The following is an 18602-nucleotide window of genomic DNA, read 5'->3' on the forward strand; positions in this document are numbered from 1 at the left end:
AAGATGCTGCCTTGTCGGAGCGGCCGGGGCCTGCATGCCGCCGTGCAGCCGTGCGGGGTCGACCGCACGCCCCATGGGGTCGCCGTACGCCTCGGCCCGTTGGTGACGGAAGCCGACGCCGAGGTGGTTGGGGCGTGGCTGCGGGCCGGGATGCCCGACGACGGCTCGCTGCACGATCGGCTCCGAGCGGAACCCGCGCCGCGGCAGGTCGCCCACCTCAACTCACGGGCTGTTTCCGGGCGCGCGGACGCGACGGATGAGGTGCGCGTCAGCCGAGGTCGCGTACGCCGAGGCGCAGGTGCTCGATGTGGTGGACGGCCTGGTCGAGGAGCTGGGCGACGTGGTCGTCGTAGAGGCTGTAGACGATGCGGCGGCCGTCGCGGCGGCCGGTGACCAGGCCGAGGGCGCGCAGCAGGCGCAGTTGGTGGGAGACCGCGGACTGTTCCATGCCGATGGCGCAGGCGAGTTCGCCGACGGGGTACGGACGCTGCCGCAGGGCGGTGAGGATCAGCAGGCGGGACGGTGTGGCGAGGGCCTGGAGTGTCGTGGCGACGGACGCGGCGGTGGCTTCGTCGAGCCGGGCGGCCGCGAGGACGTCACGGCCGCCGGCGTCGAGGTCATCGGCGTGCACGGGCGCGGGCCTCGCGCGGTGGGCGGATGAGCTGGAGGGCCAGGGTGGCGGGCGGTTCGGCGATGCCGGGTCCGCCCGCCCGCGCCCAGCGCAGCAGGTCGTCGGTGCTGTCGTCGTCCGTCGCGAAGCCGACCCAGACGGCACGGCCCCCGGCTCGGCGCCCGGCGGTGGAGGGCTGGACGACGATGACGTTGGCCTGGTCACAGGGGCCGAGGCAGTCCGTCGTACGGACCTGGAAGCCGTGTTCTGCCGCGCCGGCGCGCAGTCGGTCCAGTTGCCAGGCGTGGTCGGTGCCGGGGTGCTTGCGCGGGTTGCCGCAGCAGCAGCCTCGGCACACGACGAGCGTGCAGGGGCGGGGGGCGGCCGCCCGGATGACGGAGCGGTTCACAGCGCGGTCCGGGATGGCAGGCCGTACGTCCGGATCCGGCCGTCCCGCCACGCGACGGCCAGCAGGTGGGGGCCTGCCCAGGCAAGTGCGGCGACCGCCGCGCCCGTGCCGTCCAGTTCGCGCACGGGCCGCAGGCGCGCCTGGGGCCGCCCGGCCGTGGCGTGCCACAGGGCCACGGTGCCGTCGGCGCCGCCGCTGGCCAGATGCCCGGCCGCGCCCGGCCGCCAGGCCAGCGCGGTCACCGTCTCGTGGCCGCGGAGCGAGCGCGGTGCGGTGCCCTCCGGGCCCTTGCCGGAGAAGTCCCACACGGTCACGTCCGGTGCACCGTCGGCGGCCAGCCAGAAGCCGGTGTCGTCGAAGGCGAGCCGGGAGACCTTCTCCGGGTAGCCGGACATGGTGAGTTCGCCTCCGTCTCGCGCCCTCCAGATGTGGATGGAGGCGTCCTGGTTGCCGCTGCAGATCCATCTCCCGGTTGGCGCGACGGCGAGTGCGAGGTGGGAGCCGACGTAGGGGTAGGTGGCGACAGGCTTCTCGGTGTGCCTCTCGTGGCAGCGCACGGCCCCGTACGCGGCCACGGCCAGGCGCCGCCCCTGCCGCATCCAGGCGAGGTCGGTGACGGTCGACGCAGCGGGCTCCGTACGCCACAACTCGCCGCCGTCCGCGTCGAGTACCAGTGCGCGGCGGCCAGAGGCGACCGCGACCCGGGTGCCGTCGGCCCAGGCGGCGGCAGCCGACCAGGCGCCGGACTCCCGCACCGTCGTGCGCCCGTCGGAGCGGCGCCACAGCGCGTACCCCATCGGACCTGTCGCCACCACGTGCCCGGCATCCGGGGAGAGCGCGACCGTGAGTGCGCCTCCGGGAAGCTCGAACGCCCCGGTCTCGGCGCCCATCGCCGCGTCGAGAACCTTCACCGTCCCCTCGGCCCCGGCGACGGCGACCAGCTCACTTCGTGCACTGAGCGCGACGGGTGCGTCGTCGACGCCGGCCTCCCAGGCGAGCGGGGACTGAACCGTCGTACTCACGCGGCGGCTCCCGCTGTGGCCAGGCAGCCTGCGAAGCCGAGTTCGAGGGCCTCGCGGTCGAGGTCGCGGCCGATGAACACCAGCTTGTTCGTTCGGGGTTCGCCCTCCTGCCAGTCGCGTCCGAAGGTGCCGTCGAGCAGCATGTGCACGCCCTGGAAGACGTACTGCTTGGGCGCTCCGGCGATGGCCAGGATGCCCTTGGAGCGGAAGAGGTCGACGCCCTTGGTGCGCAGCAGGGTGCCGAGCCAGGTGTTGAGGCGGTCCTCGTCGAGCTCGCCCGCCAGCTCGATGCCGACCGAGGTGACGGTGGTGTCGTGCTGGTGCTCGGTCTCGGTGAGGAAGGCGGGATCGTCGGCGAGCACCCGCTCGAGGTCGAACGCGCCCACGTCCAGCACCTCGTGCAGACTGATGCGCGCGTGCTTCGCGGGGATGATCCGCACTCCGCCGTTGATGGCCCGGATGCGGCGCACGACCTGTCCGATGGTTTCCTCGTCGGCCAGGTCGGTCTTGTTGAGGACGACGCGGTCGGCGAAGGCGATCTGTTCGACGGCCTCGTTCTCCACGCCCTCCGGCTTGATCTCGTCCAGGTGCTGGAGCACGTGGGCGGCGTCGACGAGGGTGACGATGGCGTCCAGCCGCAGCTGGGCGGCGATCTCGTCGTCCATGAAGAAGGTCTGTGCGACGGGCGCGGGGTCGGCGAGGCCGGTGGTCTCGATGAGGATGTGGTCGAACTTCTCGCGGCGCCGCATCAGCGCGCCCAGGATGCGGATCAGATCTCCGCGCACGGTGCAGCAGATGCAGCCGTTGTTCATCTCGAAGATCTCTTCCTCGGCGTCGAGGACGAGGGCGTCGTCGATGCCGACCTCGCCGAACTCGTTCTCGATGACGGCGATCCTCAGGCCGTGGTTCTCGGTGAGGATGCGGTTGAGGAGGGTGGTCTTGCCGGAGCCGAGGAAGCCGGTCAGGACGGTGACGGGGACCCGTTCGTCGCGCGGCTCTTCGGTTAGAGGGGTGGTCAAGTCGGTCTCCTGGTCGTGCTGTTCGGCGGCGAGAAGGGCGGCTCGCAGGTCGTCCTCGGTGATCTGTTCGGCGGGGCGGTGCAGGGTCCAGCGGCGGGCGTCGCCCTCCATCGGCAGCACGACGACGACCGTTTCCAGCGGCGGGCAGCCCGGTTCGGTACAGGCGAGCTGGCGGATCAGGACGGCGGTGTCGTCGTCGAGATCGAGCAGCGTGCGCACGGTCTCCTTCAGCTCGCGCAACTGTGGACTGGGCCCCGGGGGCCGGGGCGCGATCCCAGTGGCATGGCGGTTCTTCTCCTTCGTTCCCGGACGGCCGGCCTCCGTCTGTGCGGGCCAGACAGTCGGCGCAGACGCCGGTGAGTTCGACGGTGTGCTCGACCGCGGTGAAGCCGGTGCCGGCGGCGATCCGGCCCGCCCACTCCTCGACGACCTCGGAGTCCACCGGCCGGCTGCGACCGCAGTCGCGGCACATCAGGTAGTGGCGGTGTCCGTCGGCGGGGCGCAGCCGGTAGAGCCGCCCGCCGGCCTCGTCGCGTACGACATCGACGCCGGCGTCCGCCTCCAGCTCGCTCAGGGCGCGGTAGACGGTGGTCAGTCCGATCGCGTGATCGCCGGACACCAGATGGGCGTACAACTCCTGGGCCGAGACGAAGTCCTGGCAGCCCGCGAGTGCGCGCATGACGGCCTTGCGTTGTCGGGTCATCCGGCCGCCCATGACGCATCACCCCCTATGGCTTGTGCCGGGTCGGCACGCTCCACCGTAGATGGAAATGAAATCCATGTCCATATGAGTGATCGCTCATGTGTTGGCCGACCGGCGCCACCGTGGCGGAAGGGCCGCCGAAGCAGTCGGACGGCAACGGCCCGCTGCACCCGTGCCGGTGCGGCGGGCCGAGGGCCTGGAGGGTCAGGCGCGGGCCTCCGTGAGGGCCCGGGTCCAGGCGACCTCGCGCAGGAGCCGCAGGCCGTTGAGGCCGACGATGACGGTCGAGCCCTCGTGGCCGAGGACTCCGAGGGGCAGGGGGAGGGTGGCGGTGAGGTCCCAGACGACCAGGCCGGAGATGAACACGGCGGCGATGACCAGGTTCTGCACGACCAGGCGGCGCGCCCGGCGGGAGAGGGCCACCACGGCGGGCACGGGGGCCAGTTCGTCGCGCACGATCACCGCGTCGGCGGTCTCCAAGGCGAGGTCGGAGCCGGCCCGGCCCATGGCGATACCGGTGTGGGCCGCGGCCAGGGCAGGCGCGTCGTTGACGCCGTCACCCACGACCAGGACCTTGCGGCCGGCCTGCTCCAGTTCCCGGACCGCGGCCACCTTGTCCTGCGGGAGCAGTCCGGCGCGGACGTCGGTGATACCGGCCTCGGCGGCCAGGCGGGCGGCGGCGCGGGGATTGTCGCCGGTGACCAGCGTCGGCGCGGTCCCGGTGAGCGCGGTGAGGGAGGCGACTGTGGCGGTGGCGTCCGGCCGCAGCCGGTCGGCGATGCCCATGACTCCGGCCGGCGTGCCGTCGGCCACCACCAGGACCGCGGTGTGCCCGCCGTCCTCCAGTTCGGCGGCGACGGCGGTGTGCGCGCCCTCCGAACCGTGCGCGCCCTCCGAACCGGACAGCAGCCGGGCGGGGGAGCCGACGGCGATCTTACGGCCGTCTACCGTGGCGGTGACTCCGACGCCCGGGGTGGAGGTGAAGTCCTCGGCGTCGGGCAGGGCGAGCCCTCGGGCGCGTGCGGCGGCGACGACGGCGCGGGCCAACGGGTGTTCGCTCGGGTGCTCGGCCGCTGCTGCCAGCCGGAGCAACTGTCCTTCCGTGAGCCCTGAGTCGGGCAGTGGGCGCAGGACGGTCACGCGCGGGGTGCCCTCGGTGAGGGTGCCGGTCTTGTCCAGTGCCACCGCGTCCACCTGACCGAGGCGTTCCATCACCACCGCGGATTTCACCAGCACACCGTGCCGCCCGGAGTTGGCGATCGCGGACAGCAGCGGCGGCATGGTCGCCAGGACGACCGCACACGGCGAGGCGACGATCATGAAGGTCATGGCCCGCAGCAGCGAGCCGGTCAGCGCGGCGCCGAACGCGAGCGGCACCGCGAACACGGCGAGCGTGGCCGCCACCATACCGATCGAGTAGCGCTGTTCGACCTTCTCGATGAACAACTGGGTCGGCGCCTTGGTCTCCGACGCCTCCTCGACCATCTGCACGATCCGGGCGATCACCGAGTCCGAGGCGTCCCGCTCGACCTTGATCCGCAGTGCGCCGGTGCCGTTGAGGGTGCCCGCGAACACCTCGTCGCCGGGTTCCTTCGCCACGGGCAGCGGCTCGCCCGTGATGGTGGCCTGGTCTACCTCGCTCGCCCCGTCCAGCACCCGTCCGTCGGCGCCGATCCGCTCGCCGGGCCGCACCAGGACGGTGTCACCGACGGCGATATCTGCGGTGGGTACGGTCTCCTCGGTGCCGTTGCCGTGCAGCCGGGTCGCGGTGGCCGGGGCGAGGTCGAGCAGTCCGCGCACCGAGTCGGCGGTGCGGGCGGTCGCCAGCGCCTCCAGGGCGCCGGAGGTGGCGAAGATGACGATCAGCAGGGCGCCGTCCATGACCTGGCCGACAGCGGCGGCCCCCAGCGCGGCCACGATCATCAGCAGGTCGACGTCGAGAGTCTTCTCCCGCAGCGCCTGCAGTCCGGCCAGCGCGGGCTCCCAGCCGCCGGCGGCGTAGGCGAGCCCGTACAGCGATCCCCACATCCCGGCGGGCGCGCCGGTCAGCTGTAGCGGGAGGGCGAGCAGGAACAGCGCTGTGGCCGTCGCGGCCCAACGGGCCTCGGGCAGCGCGAAGACCCGGGTTCGCCGCCGGGAGGGGGCGTCCGGGCGCGCAGTCGGGGCGGGTGCGGGCCGCTCGGTGAGGGTGGAAGACATGACGAAGAACCCTTCGGGAGGGCAGGGCAGAACGACTCAACCACCATACAGGTACATATGAAGACCTCTTCAAGTATGGCTTGTATGATGGCCACCATGGGCCATGGAGCAGCTCCCGCCGACAACCCCGTCCCGCGCACCCGCCTGGACGCGGACAGTGCTGCCGGGTGGCCACCACCCTCCAGGCCCTGGCGACCCCCTCGCGGCTGCTGATCCTCTCCCGCCTGCGCGAGGGCCCCTGCGCCGCCACCGAACTCGCCACCGAGGTCGGCATGGAACAGTCCGCCTGCTCCCACCAGCTGCGCCTGCTGCGCAACCTCGGCCTCGTCGTCGGCCGGCGCCAGGGCCGCTCGGTGATCTACGCGCTCTACGACAACCACGTCGCCGAACTCCTCGACCAGGCCGTTTACCACATCGAGCACCTGCGGCTCGGGCTCAGCGACGCCTCGAACGCGGACCATGTGGAGGAGGCCACGCTCGGCGTGAACCGCTGACCGACAGGACGTGGCGATGCCGGTGTGGGCGATCGACCGGAAGTACGCCATCGGGTCAGCGACGCTGGCGCGCGCCTAGCTTGGGCGGCTATTGAGCTCGGCGGTGACGGCGTCCAGGTCGTTGCGGGTGCGGGCTGACAGGCCGGTGCCCTTGAGGCGGTGGAGTGTGACGGGAGCCTCCCGGTGAAGCACCCTCCTGACTTCCCGGCCCGCGTCGATAATGACCTTGTGCGCCCGCTAGCCAGGAAATCCGTTTTGCCCCTGACGCTGGTCATCGTCGCGCCAATCGCAGTGGTGGGTGACGCCACGGCGGTAACCCATGCGGCCAGAAGCAGCTGGCGCAGCGGTTTCGGCAAGTCCGGCGAGGCGGGCCGGTCCCTGCGGGGCCAGGACCAGGACCTCTCCGCGACGGCCGCGGCCCATGACGGCAACGCGTACACCCCCCGCAGGACCGAGGAGAACGCCCGGATCGGCGCGGTCTTCGAGAAGGACGACCAGGGCGCCCACTTCTGCACGGCGAGCGTGGTGCAAAGTCCGGGCCGGAACATGCTGATCACCGCGGCCCACTGCGCCTTCGACGCCGACTCCGGACAGCCGCTGAACGACCTGGTCTTCGCCCCCGGCTACCGCAACGGCGACGAACCCACCGGCCTGTGGAAGGCCAGCAAGGTGGTCGTCGACGACCGCTGGGCCAAGTCGCAGGACGAGGACCTCGACTTCGCCTTCCTCGTCCTCGACCAGAAGGACGGCAAGGACATCCAGGACGTCCTGGGCGGCAACACCCTCGGCGTAAACCGCGGCTTCGACAACAAGGTCAAGATCACCGGCTATCCCGCCAGCCGTGACACCCCCGTCTCATGCCGGAACCACACCACGAAGTTCGGCGACACCCAGCTGCGCATCCAGTGCACCGGCCTCGAGGACGGGACCAGCGGCAGCCCCTGGCTCGCCGACTACGACCCCAGGAGCCACGCCGGCACGGTCATCGGCGTCCTGGGCGGCCATGAGGGCGGCGGCGACCAGGACGATGTCTCCTACGCCGCGTACTTCGACGACGACATCGCCAAGCTCTACCGGCGCGCCCAGGACGAGGACTACCTAGAGCGAAGGCGGCCCGCAGCCGACGATGTCGGACAGTAACGTTGAGGAACCCGACTACTGATCTCTTCGGGTTGTTGTCGGGGGTGGTGACGTGTGGTGATCCCTGCGGTAGGCCGGTGGTATGCGGTATGCGCAGGGTGGTGGGCTGACCGCGGAGCGGCGGCACTTTCGCGAGCGGATCCGGTACGAGGCCGGTGAGCGGTTCACTCGCGGTGAGAGAACCGCAGTGATCGCGAAGGATCTGCGGGTCAGTGAGCGTTCGGTGGAACGCTGGCGCCGTGCCTGGCGGGAGGGCGGGATGGACGCGCTCGCCTCTGCGGGACCGCCGAAACTGCCCAAGTTGTCCGATGGCCAGTTCGCCGAGCTGGAGCAAGAGTTGGCGGTGGGGCCGGCCGTGCACGGCTGGGAGGACCAGCGGTGGACCTTGGCCCGGATCAGGGTGCTGATCGCCAGGAAGTTCAGGCTGGACTGCTCCTCGGCGGCGGTGTGGCGGCTGCTGCACCGGCACGGCTGGTCCTGGCAGTGTCCTGCCCGCAGAGCCCTCGAGCGCGACGAGCAGGCGGTGGGCCTGTGGAAGAAGGATGTGTGGCCGCAGGCGGAATGACTGCGGCGGCGCTGGGCGCGTACATCGTCTTCGAGGACGAGGCCGGGTTCTCGATGACGCCACCGCGCGCCCGCACCTGGGGCCGGCGTGGGCACACGCCGGTGGTGCGGGTACGCGGTCGTTCCTGGCGCCGCTGGTCGATCGCGGCGATGTGCTGCTACAAGCCCGGCGAGACCTCCCGGCTGATCTACCGGCCGCGCCGCCACCGCAAGCACCGGGGCAAAGGACGCGACACCTTCGCCTGGAGCGATTACCGCGACCTGGTCGTGCGCGCCCACATCCAGCTCCAGGCTCCCATCGTGCTGATCTGGGATAATCTCAACACCCACCGGGCTGCCGGGATGCGTGAGTACGCCGCCGCACACGACTGGCTCACCATCGTTCAACTGCCCTCATATGCACTCGACTTGAACCCGGTCGAGGGCATCTGGTCGCTGTTACGGCGCGGCCCGCTGGCCAACACCGCCTTCACCGACGACGAGCACCTCGAACGCACCCTCCGCCGAGGTCTGCGCCACATCCAGCTCCGCCCCGACCTGATCGACGGCTGCCTCACCGGCACCGGACTCGCACTCACCCCGCTGCCGACAACAACCCGAAGAGATCAGTAATGCAGCCGGGCGCGAACCTCATCCGCTGGGCACTGACCGCACCCGAGGCACGCACCCAATACCAGGACTGGGACCAGCACGCCTCGGCCTACGTGAAGATCTTGAAGTTCGCCCAGGCCACCCGCCCGAACGACGTCGAGTTGCGCCGGCTCATCGACGACGTCAAGCAGGACCCGGACGTGCGGCGCATCTGGGATACCGAGCACGACATGGGTGAGACGCGCGACGGACACGTCTTCCGGATGAACGTTCCGACGCTGGGCTGGGAGACCATCGAAGTGGTTAGTCACGTCCTCTACCCGGCCTCGATGCCCGACTGCCGATTCGTCGTGATCACGTGGGTCGAGGGCAACGAGGACGACGAGCGCGACGCCCTCGGAGGTATCCGTAACGCCTGGGCGGCGACGAGCGTCGACCAGGAGGGCGTAGCGATAGCACAGCGGCACGCACACAACCGTGCAGCCGAGGACTCCGCCACCCGCTGGCGTCGGCAAGCGGCGACGCTCGCATCCCGCACGGTCGTTGCCACCGCAGAAGAAGCAGCAGCGCAGGCTGGGGCGAACGGCGTACCGATGCCGTCGATCAGCAGAATCCTGGGCCCCGATGCCCAGCTGACGCTCTCGCTCGACAAGCGCACCGTGGTGTGGGCAGTGGAAGAGACAGCTGGATGCTGGGCCGTCACCCACGTCTCCCCGGCGACAGTGATCGCCCGTGTGCCCAGGGACACCCTGGAGGGTGCCTGCCTCGCCGAGATGCGCCAGCTGGTCCGCGCCGCCTTGCCGGCGGCCCCCTCGGCGGCAACGGCGCGCATTGGTCAGCTACTCGATGAACGCGACATCGAGCAGCGTGTGCTCCACGACGTCCTGCACGCGATCCAGCAAAGTGATATCGGAGCGCCAGAGAGGCGGGCGGCGATCCAAGAGTCCTAGACCACAGGCCCGCCGAGAGTCGCCCCGTACGCCGGCGGGCCCACTGCACCTAACCCTCAGACTAGAAAGACCCTCCCGTGAAGAAGTACACCTATCCCCTCCCGCTGCGCTGGGCCGACGCGGACGCGTACGGGCACGTCAATAATGCGAAGTTCCTCCAGTACATGGAGGAGGCACGCACACGGATGTTTCAGGAGATGCTGCCCGAGGACGAGGCCGGCCGCCGCCAGCACGCATTCGTCGTCGGCCGGTCCATCGTCGACTACCGCGCTCCGCTGCCGTACCGCGAGGAGCCCGTGGACGTGAACGTCTGGGTCGTCGCATGTCGGGGGGCCAGGCTCGAACTCGGCTACGAGATCCGGGACGACGGCCAGCTGTACGCCGAGGCTACGACCACGATGGCTGCGTACAACCTGGACACCGGTAGGCCGCGCCGCATTTCTGAAGCCGAGCTGGACTTTCTCGCCCGTTACACCGAGAACTGACAGGCGTTGTCTAGGTGCAGGCGCACCCAATGGCCTTGCCCCATAACGTGATTGACAGGCGTCTGGCTAGCTCATGACGTAGTGCTCGCGCCAGCCGTTCAGGCGAGGGGGACTGTCGGCCACTTGGTGTGTTCGGGCTCGGACAGGTCAATCCGGAACGTGCGCCATGCCTCGGTGATGTCCAAGTGCATCGGCGGTGGGGGCAGCTCCTCGAGACTGCGCGCACGGTCGGATAGGGCTGCGGCGTTGGCTGTCCACCAGCGGTACTACCCCAGCAGCGCCGACGCGTACAGCAGCACGCCACGCTGGCTGCAGGGGCTCGTGACCTTATCAAGGAGTACGCCCCTCAGCAGTACCAGGAGTCGGCGCTGGAACACCTCACCACGGTGCCGGGCGGTACGCAGGCGGTGAACCTGGCCCGCGAAGGACATGCTGCCGACGGGGGCACCCAGGTGGTGGTGGCTGCCGCCGCCTGGCTCGCTACCCAGCCGAAGGCGGACGACGGCGAAGTGCCGGCCCAGTCCGGGAGCGGCTCCAGAACGGCAGGGGATACGTCCGCGTATTCGTGGCGGTCGTATCCCCTGATCCGGAAGTAAGCCGGTGGCTCGGAGCACACGTGTTGCTCGTCATCGACGGTCCAGGCGACAGCGGCCAGCCAGCTGCTGCGCACCTGATGAATACCGGCGTTGACCAGGACCTCGGCGCCCATGGGCGGTGCGCCGCTGACCACCAGGAGTATCCTGTCGACCACTCGTGTGAGGGGCTGTACGGAGCGCTCGAAGATGGTCTTGCCTGAAGTCGCATACCTGGCGCTGTCGCCAGTAGTTTCGTAGGCGGCAAGCTCGTCCGAAGTCATGCGGTTGACGCAACTGGTGGACGGACCAGAACGCCCGTTGCCCATCAGACAGCAGTCCCGCAGAGTCAGTACTCCAGCCGTAGATCGTGATCTCGGTGGTGAGGGGCGCCGAGGCAGCAGGTGGCCAGTGTCGATCATCTCGCCCGAGATCGCCCACGCCGTCGCGGGCGTCGGCTCCTTCTCCGTCTACCCGAGTTCACCGAGACGGAGGGCATCCCTTATCTCGCTGAGCTTCGCGGTCGTGGCCGGGGTCCGCTCCTGCGCTTGTTCAGCGAGTCGGAGGGCGTCGTCAATCTCGCTGAGCTTCACGGAGGACAGGACGGCCGCCCGCTCTATCAGGTCGTCCCGGGACACAGTGGTCAGCCACGTGCACGGGGTGAAGCCTGGACGCGGGAACGCGAGCCGCAGCACGCCTTCGAACGGCAGTCCTTCACCGGCGCCGACCGTCACTTCGATGCCCAGACCGCTGATGTCGACGCCCGCCGGAGCGACGACCTGCATCACCCGGATCCCGGACGTGCCGTCTCCCGACAGCAGTACGACCAACCTCCGCTCGTCGAACTGGACCCACCAGACTTCGCCACGTTGCACAAGTCCTCCAGACACATGACGGCAGACAGACGCTGCGCGGCCCTGACGCGCTGTGGAGACAGGTGCGGCCACCGTTGATCATCGGTGTGTGAAGACTGAAGATCATGCGATGGCCGCAGGTCACAGCGTAGACCCTGCCCGCTGGCAGGAGGCGTTCGAGGGCCTGATGGCCCAGATCGCGGGCCGGTTCGCACGGGTCGAACCCCGACGTCGGGTCGGGCGGTTGGTGCTCGGGCTGCTGTCGGACCTGCCGCGCAAAAACTGCTGGACCATCGCAGAGTGGGCCGGAGAGAGCACCCCGGACGGCATGCAGCACCTGCTCGGGCGGGCCAAGTGGGAAGGCGACCAGGTCCGCGACGACGTGCGGGCCTACGTGGTGGAGCATCTGCGGGACGACCAGACGGTTCTGGTGGTCGACGAGACCGGCGACGTGAAGAAGGGCACCGACACCGTCGGTGTCCAGCGCCAGTGCACCGGCACCGCGGGCAGGATCGAGAACGCGCAGGTCGCCGTCCATCTCGTCTACGCCAGCCGCCGCGGACACGCCGCGGTAGACCGGGAACTGTACGTTCCGCGTTCCTGGACCTCGGACCCCGACCGCTGCCGGGCCGCCGGACTCGGTGACAAGACCGAATTCGCGACCAAACCGCAGCTTGCCGCCCGCATGGTCACCCGATTCCTGGACGTCGGCCACCGGGCCGCCTGGGTCTCGGGAGACGAGGTCTACGGCGGCAACCCGACGCTACGCGCCGCGCTGGAAGAACGCGGCACCGGCTACGTCCTCGCGGTGGCCTGCTCGCACGAAGTCACCACAGGCGCCGGGAAGTTCCGCGCGGACACGCTGGCCAGGAAGGTGCCCAAGAGGGCCTGGCAGAAGCTGTCCGCAGGGAGCGGAGCCAAGGGCCACCGCTTCTACGACTGGGCCGTCATCGACCTCACCGACCTCCGGCCCGGGAGCCGGCAGTTGCTGATCCGCCGCAACCGCAGTACCGGCGAACTCACGTACTACCGCTGCTACTCGCCGACCGCCGCAGTGCCGCTAACCACCCTGGTGCGCGTCGCTGGATCAAGGTGGCGGGTCGAGGAGTGTTTCCAGTCCGGCAAGGGCCTGGCGGCCTTGGACGAGCACCAGGTCCGCCGCTACCCGTCCTGGTCCCGCTGGGTCACCGTGGCCATGCTCGCGCACGCCTTCCTCGCCGTCGTCCGCGCGAACGAACACGACCGCGATCCCGCACCAGACGCCCTCATACCGCTCACCTGCAAGGAGATCCAACGGCTGTTCATCACGCTCGTCATCCGGCCTGCCTTTGACCCGGTCCACCGGCTTGGCTGGTCCGACTGGCGACGCCGCCACCAGGCTCGATCCCAGACCAGCCACTACCGGCGGCAAGCCGCTCGAACGTGAAGATCACGATTTACGGCTGGAGTATCAAGCACGGTCGCGTCGGATCAATGCATCATAGGTTCCGAAGTTGGGAACCGACTCCCAGTTACTGGCGACGTCAATGCCATGACGACTTTCCTTGGATTCCTCGCCATCGACTTCTACAGTGCGCCGGATGATCCCATCGATGGTGAACTCGTAGGATTCCATGCGCTCCGCGTCTGCATATCCGCCTCGCTCCTGCGAATCACCATAGTCGTACGAGGTTGCTGTCTCCAGGAAGAGAGAGCCGTTGATGAGGGTGAAGGTGTAGTCGAGGGAGTCGCGGCCGTGCTCATCCATGAAAATGACTGAAGTGTACCCGGTTTCCAGGCGCATTTCCACGCGCAGTGTCGCGGCGGAGTGCTCATCGGGGGAGGTAACAGCGGTGTACAACTGGCCCGCCGCATGCCTAGCTTGAGCCTGTTCGGGCGTCAGCGGGTTCATGGGCGTCTCGGTGAGGTTGTTCCACTGCTCGCAGTAGGTCCAGATCATGGTTGATTCAGCCCGTGCCCTTCGGTAGCCGGTAGACGAAGCCCTGCACGTCCCGGATTATCACGCCGTGGTCCGCCGCTTCCCTGAGTGCCCAGTCTGGCACAGGCTGGGACTGAACCGGGACTTCTAGATAATACTTACCCTTCAAGGGTTTTCCGATCAACTGCGGGTATTCTCTGCGCGCCTTTGGCGTGTCCGGGATCTTTGTTCCCGTCTTATATTTCTGATTGATCTCACGTAGGTAATTCCTGAAAGTGTCCGGCTTGATCTTCCATATCTGCGTCTGCTTGCGCGATACGATCTCTTTTCCGGGTCGGTACGAGTCCAGGACTTTCCCGTTTTCGAGGTAGATCTCGTTTGCCGGGTAGCGCGGCCAATTGTCCTCGTTGAACTGTCGTCCCTCGTTCCACTTGTCACGCAGCCACTGCGGGACTTCCCCTCGCTTCCCGCCGCCCGACTCGCTCGCACCGGTTCCCCCAGCCCCAACCGCCATCAGCACGGCACCGGCGGCACCAAGGACGCCAGCGTTAAGGGCGGCTTCAGCCGTGAGGGCGCCGGCAACCCCGCCTCCGGCGAGCGCGAGGCCTCCGGGAGGGAACAGGGCGAGCAGGGAGAGTAGGAGGAGGGCGAAGCCGAGATAGACCAGGAAGGTGTTCAGCGCGTCGAGCAGGTGGAGCGTGTGGATCGCCCTGCCGCCGGGGCCGGCTTCGCCGAATCCGCGCCACAGCAGGAGTGCGCCGGTGGTGGCCGAGCCCAGTGCGGTGCCGACACGGAAGCGGTGGACCGCCAGCAGTTCCGCCGTGGGCTGTGCCGACGCCCTCCGCCAGGAGCGAAGTAAGGTGCTGAGTTGGTAGGCGATCCAGGCCAGAGCGGCGATGCCGAAGCACATGAGGATCTTCGGCCCTGAGCCGGCGCTGAAGAACTTCTGGAGACCGGCAGTCGAGGTGAACGAGCCGACGCCCAAGAACACTAACGATGGCAGTACGAGCACACACGGGATCACCAGGAGCCACCGCTCACGGGAACCGCGGGCTGCTCTGGCTGCCTTCAGCAAGGCGCGGATGTTCAGCGCCTGCCATACGTGCGGGTTGTCGGATGCGTCCATCCGAGCGGTGATCCCGGCGGCCACCCGACGCAGGTCCTCGGTGTCGGCGGGCGGCCCCGACGCGGCGGCGTACAGCAGGGAGCGCCGCAGCCTGATGTAGCGCAGGACGATCAGCAGGCTCCATGGCAGACGCCAGGCCGCATACCGCAGCAGGGCTCCCGCGCTGTCACCGTCGACGCGCTCAGAAGCAAGCAGTACACCCGACACGACGCGCTTACCGCGGTGAATGTGGCGCAGGTCGACGACCAGGGCGATAGCCAGGCATATGAGCGGCGCCGCCCACGCCTTCGCGTCCAGAGATTCAAGCCAGTGCCTGGCCGGGCCGATGGGTTTCTGCACTACGTAGTTGTTCACGGTGTGGTGTACGACGGCGGCCGCGACCGGGAGCACCGAGAGCAGGCGCAGCCATCCCCGTGCACGCCACAGCAGCCCAACCCCCAAGCCGACCACGGCCGTCCACACCAGATGCGAGAAGGTCTCCGTGACCGGCGGGCCGCCCAGATCGAGCTGGCTGAACGGTGCCGGAAGCCAGGACGTCAACATCTGCCCCAGGCCCGGCACATAGGGCGGCGACAAGCTGTCCGGAATGATCCAGCCCCCGCCGCGGGCTATCGCCCGGTTCGCGTCCAGGCCGTACCGCAGTACCGCCTCCAGCAGACCGAACCCGCCCCCCAGCGCCGCACCCAGCACCACGAAGTCGGTCAGCCCCCACTGGCGGCGAACCTTCACGCTCAGCCCGGCCAGTAACAATGGGGCGGCCTTGATCAATTCCTCCACCCAGGGAGCCACCGTGTAGCTGGTGGTGTTCACCACCGTGACCAGCGGCTGCCCCGACTGGTCCGCGTAGATGCGGGTGTAGGCCAGCTCCACCAACGCCGTCGCCACGCCGCACCCATACATCCCCACCGCGAGCGCCAGCAGCACCGTCGACAAACGCACCGAACGCGTCGGCCACGAAACGGCGAACAGCTGCAGCACACCCCAGACGGCGGCCACCGCCATCATCAACGTCACAGCAGGCCCCCGATGCGCCGAAACAACATTCGATTCGCGATGGTGAATGGGATGTTATTCAGTTAACCGCCTCAGCAGCAAGCGAGTTGTGACGCTCGACTGGATGATGCAAGCAAGCTGCAAATGCCCCCTTCTGTGCAGGTAAGCCACGAGGGCGACATGCTCACCGCGGCAACGACATTGATCGTCTGCGAGTACGTCCTGGACTCCTATTGGAGACGCTCTGTCCGTGGCATCAAAGGGCCCGGAAGCCGTGCCGCTGGCCGCACGCCTGTCCATCTGCCTACGGCTCGTGCCAGTGAGAGGCAGTTGTCTGTTGTCTTCTGTGCCTGTTGACCTCTTCCACCAACCCTGAATCCCGCTGAGAGAGCAGAACGGCCAGCCGCAGGCCGGGACTGACGCAGGCGCCGGCGGGTATGGCGTACGGTGGCTGACCACCAGCGGCTAGGAGGGCGTCGGATGCACCCGGCACGTCAGCGCGGCCGATCCTGGGCGGGTATCGCCCGCGTCGAGGCTCGCGCCGTCGGCGGCGCCACCCCCAACTCAGTACTCACAGTCCACCTGAGCCGGCACGATCCCCAGACGGATCCCGATTCAGGTGAGGAGCTGCTGAGTTCATTCCTCACCGCAGTCGACGCAGGGCCACACGGGGACGCGGAGAGTGCAGCGGCGTTCGCGCGCGGCGCGAAGACGTCATGGGCGGTCGCAGCCTGGGTAGGGGAAGCCGAGGCGCCAGAACTGGTCGTGGACCGACTCATGTCGCAACTGGTCGTGGCGACGACAGCAGGAGCCCTGGTGGACGACCGCTCTTGCCGTGTGGGGCTTCGACCGACATTCCAGCCGTCGGACAACGAACAGCACGGTCTACTGCTCACCATGACGAGCGAGACGGCCGGCGCCCCAGTGGAGCTGTTTCCGGCACTCCTGTACTGCTGGCTGTGGTGGTGGCGCAATCAAGTCACGGTGCAACATGGTGGCCCGGAGATGCCATCACCGCCTAAGCGCCGCGGCCTGGACTATGACGTCCAACTCGCCCAGTGGCTGGAGCAGGTCATAGAGTTCCGCCGCCACCCTGTCCAGGAACCGAACATGCCTGTACCACCGGAGCAATTGGGCCTGGTCGAAGACGGACAGTACTTCGCCGTGCAACTGGGGGACTTCGAACTCACCACCTGGCCAGACCTGCCGGGCTCCGAACTCTAGCCGCGACCTGCCCATCTGCTCGGACCTCCGGCAGAGAGGCGCATGGCCGGTGGCAATCACGCCGACATAGCGAAGGCGTTCCGAGCTATCTCTGTCTGGGACAGCCCCTGGGGCGAATCAGTACTCCACGTCTCCGGTGACCGCGGCGGCCATGACCGAGGACACAGCCATCAGGCGAGCCCAGGTCGGCAGCAGTTCATCCCACAAGGGACCTCGCGGCGGCTGTGACTCCCAGTGGCGGGCCTCCTCGAAACGCCAGATGGCCTCCGCCTCCTCGGGTGAGACACGCAGCCGGCGCGCCTCCTCCGCGATCTCATCCCTAGTGGGTTCCCGCCGAACGGCCCCTTGCCAGGCCGCGAGGACGTCATCCGCGTGACGCAAGATGGGCTGCGCAGCGCGGACGTAGATCACGACCAGAGCGATCACCGGCGAGTCGCTCGGCAGCCGATTCCTCCACAACGGCAACAGCTCTCTGTCCAGCCTGGAGACCCTCGCGACGAGACCCGCGATCCCCTCGGTGCGCAGCCTGTCCCACTCCTGTGGCCCTCGGGGAAAACACTGACTCGGCTCCTCGTCCCGGTGACACTCCCGGAGGAAAGCATCACCGACGGCGATTTCCTCCAGCGTGGGGTTCCATTCGTGCCGGTTGAGGGATCGCGCGATCACATCGAGTCGCTGCTCGTCGGCGGCGTTCGTCATGGCGCCACCCTAGGCAGGAACGGCCACTGGCGCCTCCACCTCGCAGCCCGCGGTGGCCATGAGCGGACCCTCGCTGGACGAGGTGGCCCGCGATACCCCTGGACCACTGCTGGTGATCGGCTTCCGCGACCACAGGCTGACCTCTAGCGTAGATGCGTGGCGGACATGACGAAGAAGACCGACAACTGGCCGGCAGCGATCTCCCGGGCACAGGAGTACTTCCTCGCGCATACCCCTCCAGGCGGATTGCTCGCCCTCATCCTCACCGTGATCAGCGAGCGCGACAGCATCGCAGCCAGTGAGGTACCACTAGCGAAGATCCGATACGAACTCGACGATCCCGCTGCCCTGCACGAAATCCTCAATGATCACTGCCCGCCCCAGCCTGCGCCAACGAAAACGGACTGGTACACCGCCGTCCGGTACTGGCTCGAGGAACGCACAGCGCCAGTACCGGTACAGCAGCGGCGAGCCTGGGCAATGGCCAACGGACAAGGACCGGACACGGACCCCCACTGGATCCCCGCGAGCCACCAACCCATCGACTACGTCGAAGCACACCCCCAGAGCTTCTTCCACAGGTCCGTAGACGTCCTGAAAAGCACGGTCGACAAGCCTCTCCTCGCCGAGTGCGGAGGGATCGCTCCGATGTCCGCTGTGGAGATCACAGGCGGGGCGCACGACGGGGCTCGCTGTCGCGTGCTCGGGGTTGTATGGGATCGAGATGACATCGCCCGTACCGTGACCGCGCCAGTCTCCTACAAGGTCACGCATGAGTTGCGCACCGGGGTTGTGATCCCCGCAGCGTTTGTACGGCTGGCTTCTGAAGGCGACACGTTCCCCTAACGAGACGGGCCCGAGTGAGTGCCATGGGCCGAATGACCGACGTCAGGGTAGGCGACCTCGCCCACGGGGCGTCGCGGCGGACCCGGCGCCAGCTGCTGGTGAGCGCAGGAGCGATACTTACGAGGAATTCGGCCGGCGGCGCCCCACTCGGGAACCTGCCGACCGCCTGACCCCGGCCACATCG

The 18602-nt window shown here is 68.5% G+C and carries 17 protein-coding genes and 2 pseudogenes; 8 read left to right on the forward strand and 11 right to left on the reverse strand.

Translation table 11 applies throughout. The annotated features are described in order from the left end of the window. Window positions 1–268 precede the first annotated feature (268 nt). From BFF78_RS36000 to BFF78_RS36020, 6 genes and pseudogenes are all read right to left on the reverse strand, one after another. Window positions 269–631, reverse strand: coding sequence for an ArsR/SmtB family transcription factor (locus BFF78_RS36000; protein WP_069782280.1), 363 nt, complete (start codon window positions 629–631; stop codon window positions 269–271). After that, complete coding sequence (locus tag BFF78_RS36005; RefSeq protein ID WP_227025993.1) at window positions 618–1019, reverse strand: (2Fe-2S) ferredoxin domain-containing protein; 402 nt, start codon at window positions 1017–1019, stop codon at window positions 618–620. The genes BFF78_RS36000 and BFF78_RS36005 overlap by 14 nt, the downstream gene beginning before the upstream one ends. Next, window positions 1016–2041, reverse strand: coding sequence for a WD40 repeat domain-containing protein (locus BFF78_RS36010; RefSeq protein WP_069782281.1), 1026 nt, complete (start codon window positions 2039–2041; stop codon window positions 1016–1018). Before BFF78_RS36010 ends, BFF78_RS36005 begins: the two co-directional genes overlap by 4 nt. Next, on the reverse strand, window positions 2038–3300 hold the full coding sequence (locus BFF78_RS36015) for a CobW family GTP-binding protein (protein WP_227025994.1): 1263 nt from the start codon (window positions 3298–3300) through the stop codon (window positions 2038–2040). Before BFF78_RS36015 ends, BFF78_RS36010 begins: the two co-directional genes overlap by 4 nt. Before the next feature lie 178 nt (window positions 3301–3478). Further along, window positions 3479–3775, reverse strand: a pseudogene (locus tag BFF78_RS43990) (Fur family transcriptional regulator); the annotation flags it as partial. 192 nt (window positions 3776–3967) lie between these two features. After that, complete coding sequence (locus BFF78_RS36020; RefSeq protein WP_069782282.1) at window positions 3968–5962, reverse strand: heavy metal translocating P-type ATPase; 1995 nt, start codon at window positions 5960–5962, stop codon at window positions 3968–3970. Window positions 5963–6058: 96 nt separating this feature from the next. Here BFF78_RS36020 and BFF78_RS36025 point away from each other — a divergent pair. The 5 genes and pseudogenes from BFF78_RS36025 (at window position 6059) to BFF78_RS36050 (ending at window position 10186) form a co-directional block, all read left to right on the forward strand. Further along, window positions 6059–6456 (forward strand): annotated as a pseudogene (locus BFF78_RS36025) (ArsR/SmtB family transcription factor). Between the two features lie 294 nt (window positions 6457–6750). Beyond that, window positions 6751–7596, forward strand: coding sequence for a trypsin-like serine peptidase (locus BFF78_RS36030; RefSeq protein WP_227025995.1), 846 nt, complete (start codon window positions 6751–6753; stop codon window positions 7594–7596). 82 nt (window positions 7597–7678) lie between these two features. Beyond that, window positions 7679–8772, forward strand: a protein-coding gene (locus tag BFF78_RS50530; RefSeq protein ID WP_472573257.1) for an IS630 family transposase whose coding sequence is annotated in 2 segments (ribosomal slippage) — window positions 7679–8140 and window positions 8143–8772 — 1092 coding nt in all. Because the reading frame shifts where the segments join, the coding sequence is not laid out codon by codon here. Further along, on the forward strand, window positions 8772–9701 hold the full coding sequence (locus tag BFF78_RS36045; RefSeq protein ID WP_159033102.1) for an MmyB family transcriptional regulator: 930 nt from the start codon (window positions 8772–8774) through the stop codon (window positions 9699–9701). Before BFF78_RS50530 ends, BFF78_RS36045 begins: the two co-directional genes overlap by 1 nt. Before the next feature lie 77 nt (window positions 9702–9778). Further along, window positions 9779–10186, forward strand: a complete 408-nt coding sequence (locus BFF78_RS36050) for an acyl-CoA thioesterase (RefSeq protein ID WP_069782286.1) — start codon at window positions 9779–9781, stop codon at window positions 10184–10186. A 346-nt stretch (window positions 10187–10532) separates the two neighbouring features. On the opposite strand, the gene BFF78_RS36055 is transcribed toward BFF78_RS36050, so the two are convergent. Together BFF78_RS36055 and BFF78_RS36060 are read right to left on the reverse strand one after the other, a co-directional pair. Next, entirely contained in the window at window positions 10533–11042 is a 510-nt protein-coding gene (locus BFF78_RS36055; RefSeq protein WP_159033103.1) for a hypothetical protein, read from the reverse strand. Window positions 11043–11228: 186 nt separating this feature from the next. Further along, window positions 11229–11633 (reverse strand): growth inhibitor PemK, encoded by a 405-nt coding sequence (locus BFF78_RS36060; protein WP_069782288.1) that lies wholly within the window; start codon window positions 11631–11633, stop codon window positions 11229–11231. A gap of 109 nt (window positions 11634–11742) precedes the next feature. Between BFF78_RS36060 and BFF78_RS36065 the strand changes: the two genes are divergently transcribed. Then, window positions 11743–13038, forward strand: a complete 1296-nt coding sequence (locus BFF78_RS36065) for an IS701 family transposase (protein ID WP_069782289.1) — start codon at window positions 11743–11745, stop codon at window positions 13036–13038. Between the two features lie 24 nt (window positions 13039–13062). Here the strand turns inward: BFF78_RS36065 and BFF78_RS36070 are convergent, their stop codons facing one another. Both BFF78_RS36070 and BFF78_RS36080 read right to left on the reverse strand, forming a co-directional pair. Then, entirely contained in the window at window positions 13063–13551 is a 489-nt protein-coding gene (locus BFF78_RS36070; protein ID WP_069782290.1) for a hypothetical protein, read from the reverse strand. 7 nt (window positions 13552–13558) lie between these two features. Further along, window positions 13559–15661, reverse strand: coding sequence for a PrsW family glutamic-type intramembrane protease (locus BFF78_RS36080; RefSeq protein WP_227026170.1), 2103 nt, complete (start codon window positions 15659–15661; stop codon window positions 13559–13561). A gap of 468 nt (window positions 15662–16129) precedes the next feature. Between BFF78_RS36080 and BFF78_RS46460 the strand changes: the two genes are divergently transcribed. Continuing rightward, window positions 16130–16873, forward strand: a complete 744-nt coding sequence (locus BFF78_RS46460) for a hypothetical protein (protein WP_159033104.1) — start codon at window positions 16130–16132, stop codon at window positions 16871–16873. A 117-nt stretch (window positions 16874–16990) separates the two neighbouring features. On the opposite strand, the gene BFF78_RS36090 is transcribed toward BFF78_RS46460, so the two are convergent. Beyond that, entirely contained in the window at window positions 16991–17572 is a 582-nt protein-coding gene (locus BFF78_RS36090) for a hypothetical protein (protein ID WP_069782292.1), read from the reverse strand. Between the two features lie 156 nt (window positions 17573–17728). On the opposite strand from BFF78_RS36090, the gene BFF78_RS36095 reads away from it, so the two are divergent. Next, a complete protein-coding gene (locus tag BFF78_RS36095; protein ID WP_069782293.1) occupies window positions 17729–18418 on the forward strand; it encodes a hypothetical protein in 690 nt (229 codons plus the stop codon). Window positions 18419–18602 lie beyond the last annotated feature (184 nt).

This window comes from Streptomyces fodineus, assembly GCF_001735805.1.
GTDB lineage: Bacteria > Actinomycetota > Actinomycetes > Streptomycetales > Streptomycetaceae > Streptomyces > Streptomyces fodineus.

Coding starts and splice junctions, on each gene's coding strand:
- BFF78_RS36070 (WP_069782290.1), bottom strand. CDS start 13,551: ATGATCTGGACCTACTGCGAGCAGTGGAACAACCTCACCGAGACGCCC.
- BFF78_RS36080 (WP_227026170.1), bottom strand. CDS start 15,661: ATGATGGCGGTGGCCGCCGTCTGGGGTGTGCTGCAGCTGTTCGCCGTT.
- BFF78_RS36020 (WP_069782282.1), bottom strand. CDS start 5,962: ATGTCTTCCACCCTCACCGAGCGGCCCGCACCCGCCCCGACTGCGCGC.
- BFF78_RS36045 (WP_159033102.1), top strand. CDS start 8,772: ATGCAGCCGGGCGCGAACCTCATCCGCTGGGCACTGACCGCACCCGAG.
- BFF78_RS36055 (WP_159033103.1), bottom strand. CDS start 11,042: ATGACTTCGGACGAGCTTGCCGCCTACGAAACTACTGGCGACAGCGCC.
- BFF78_RS36065 (WP_069782289.1), top strand. CDS start 11,743: ATGGCCGCAGGTCACAGCGTAGACCCTGCCCGCTGGCAGGAGGCGTTC.
- BFF78_RS36090 (WP_069782292.1), bottom strand. CDS start 17,572: ATGACGAACGCCGCCGACGAGCAGCGACTCGATGTGATCGCGCGATCC.
- BFF78_RS46460 (WP_159033104.1), top strand. CDS start 16,130: ATGCACCCGGCACGTCAGCGCGGCCGATCCTGGGCGGGTATCGCCCGC.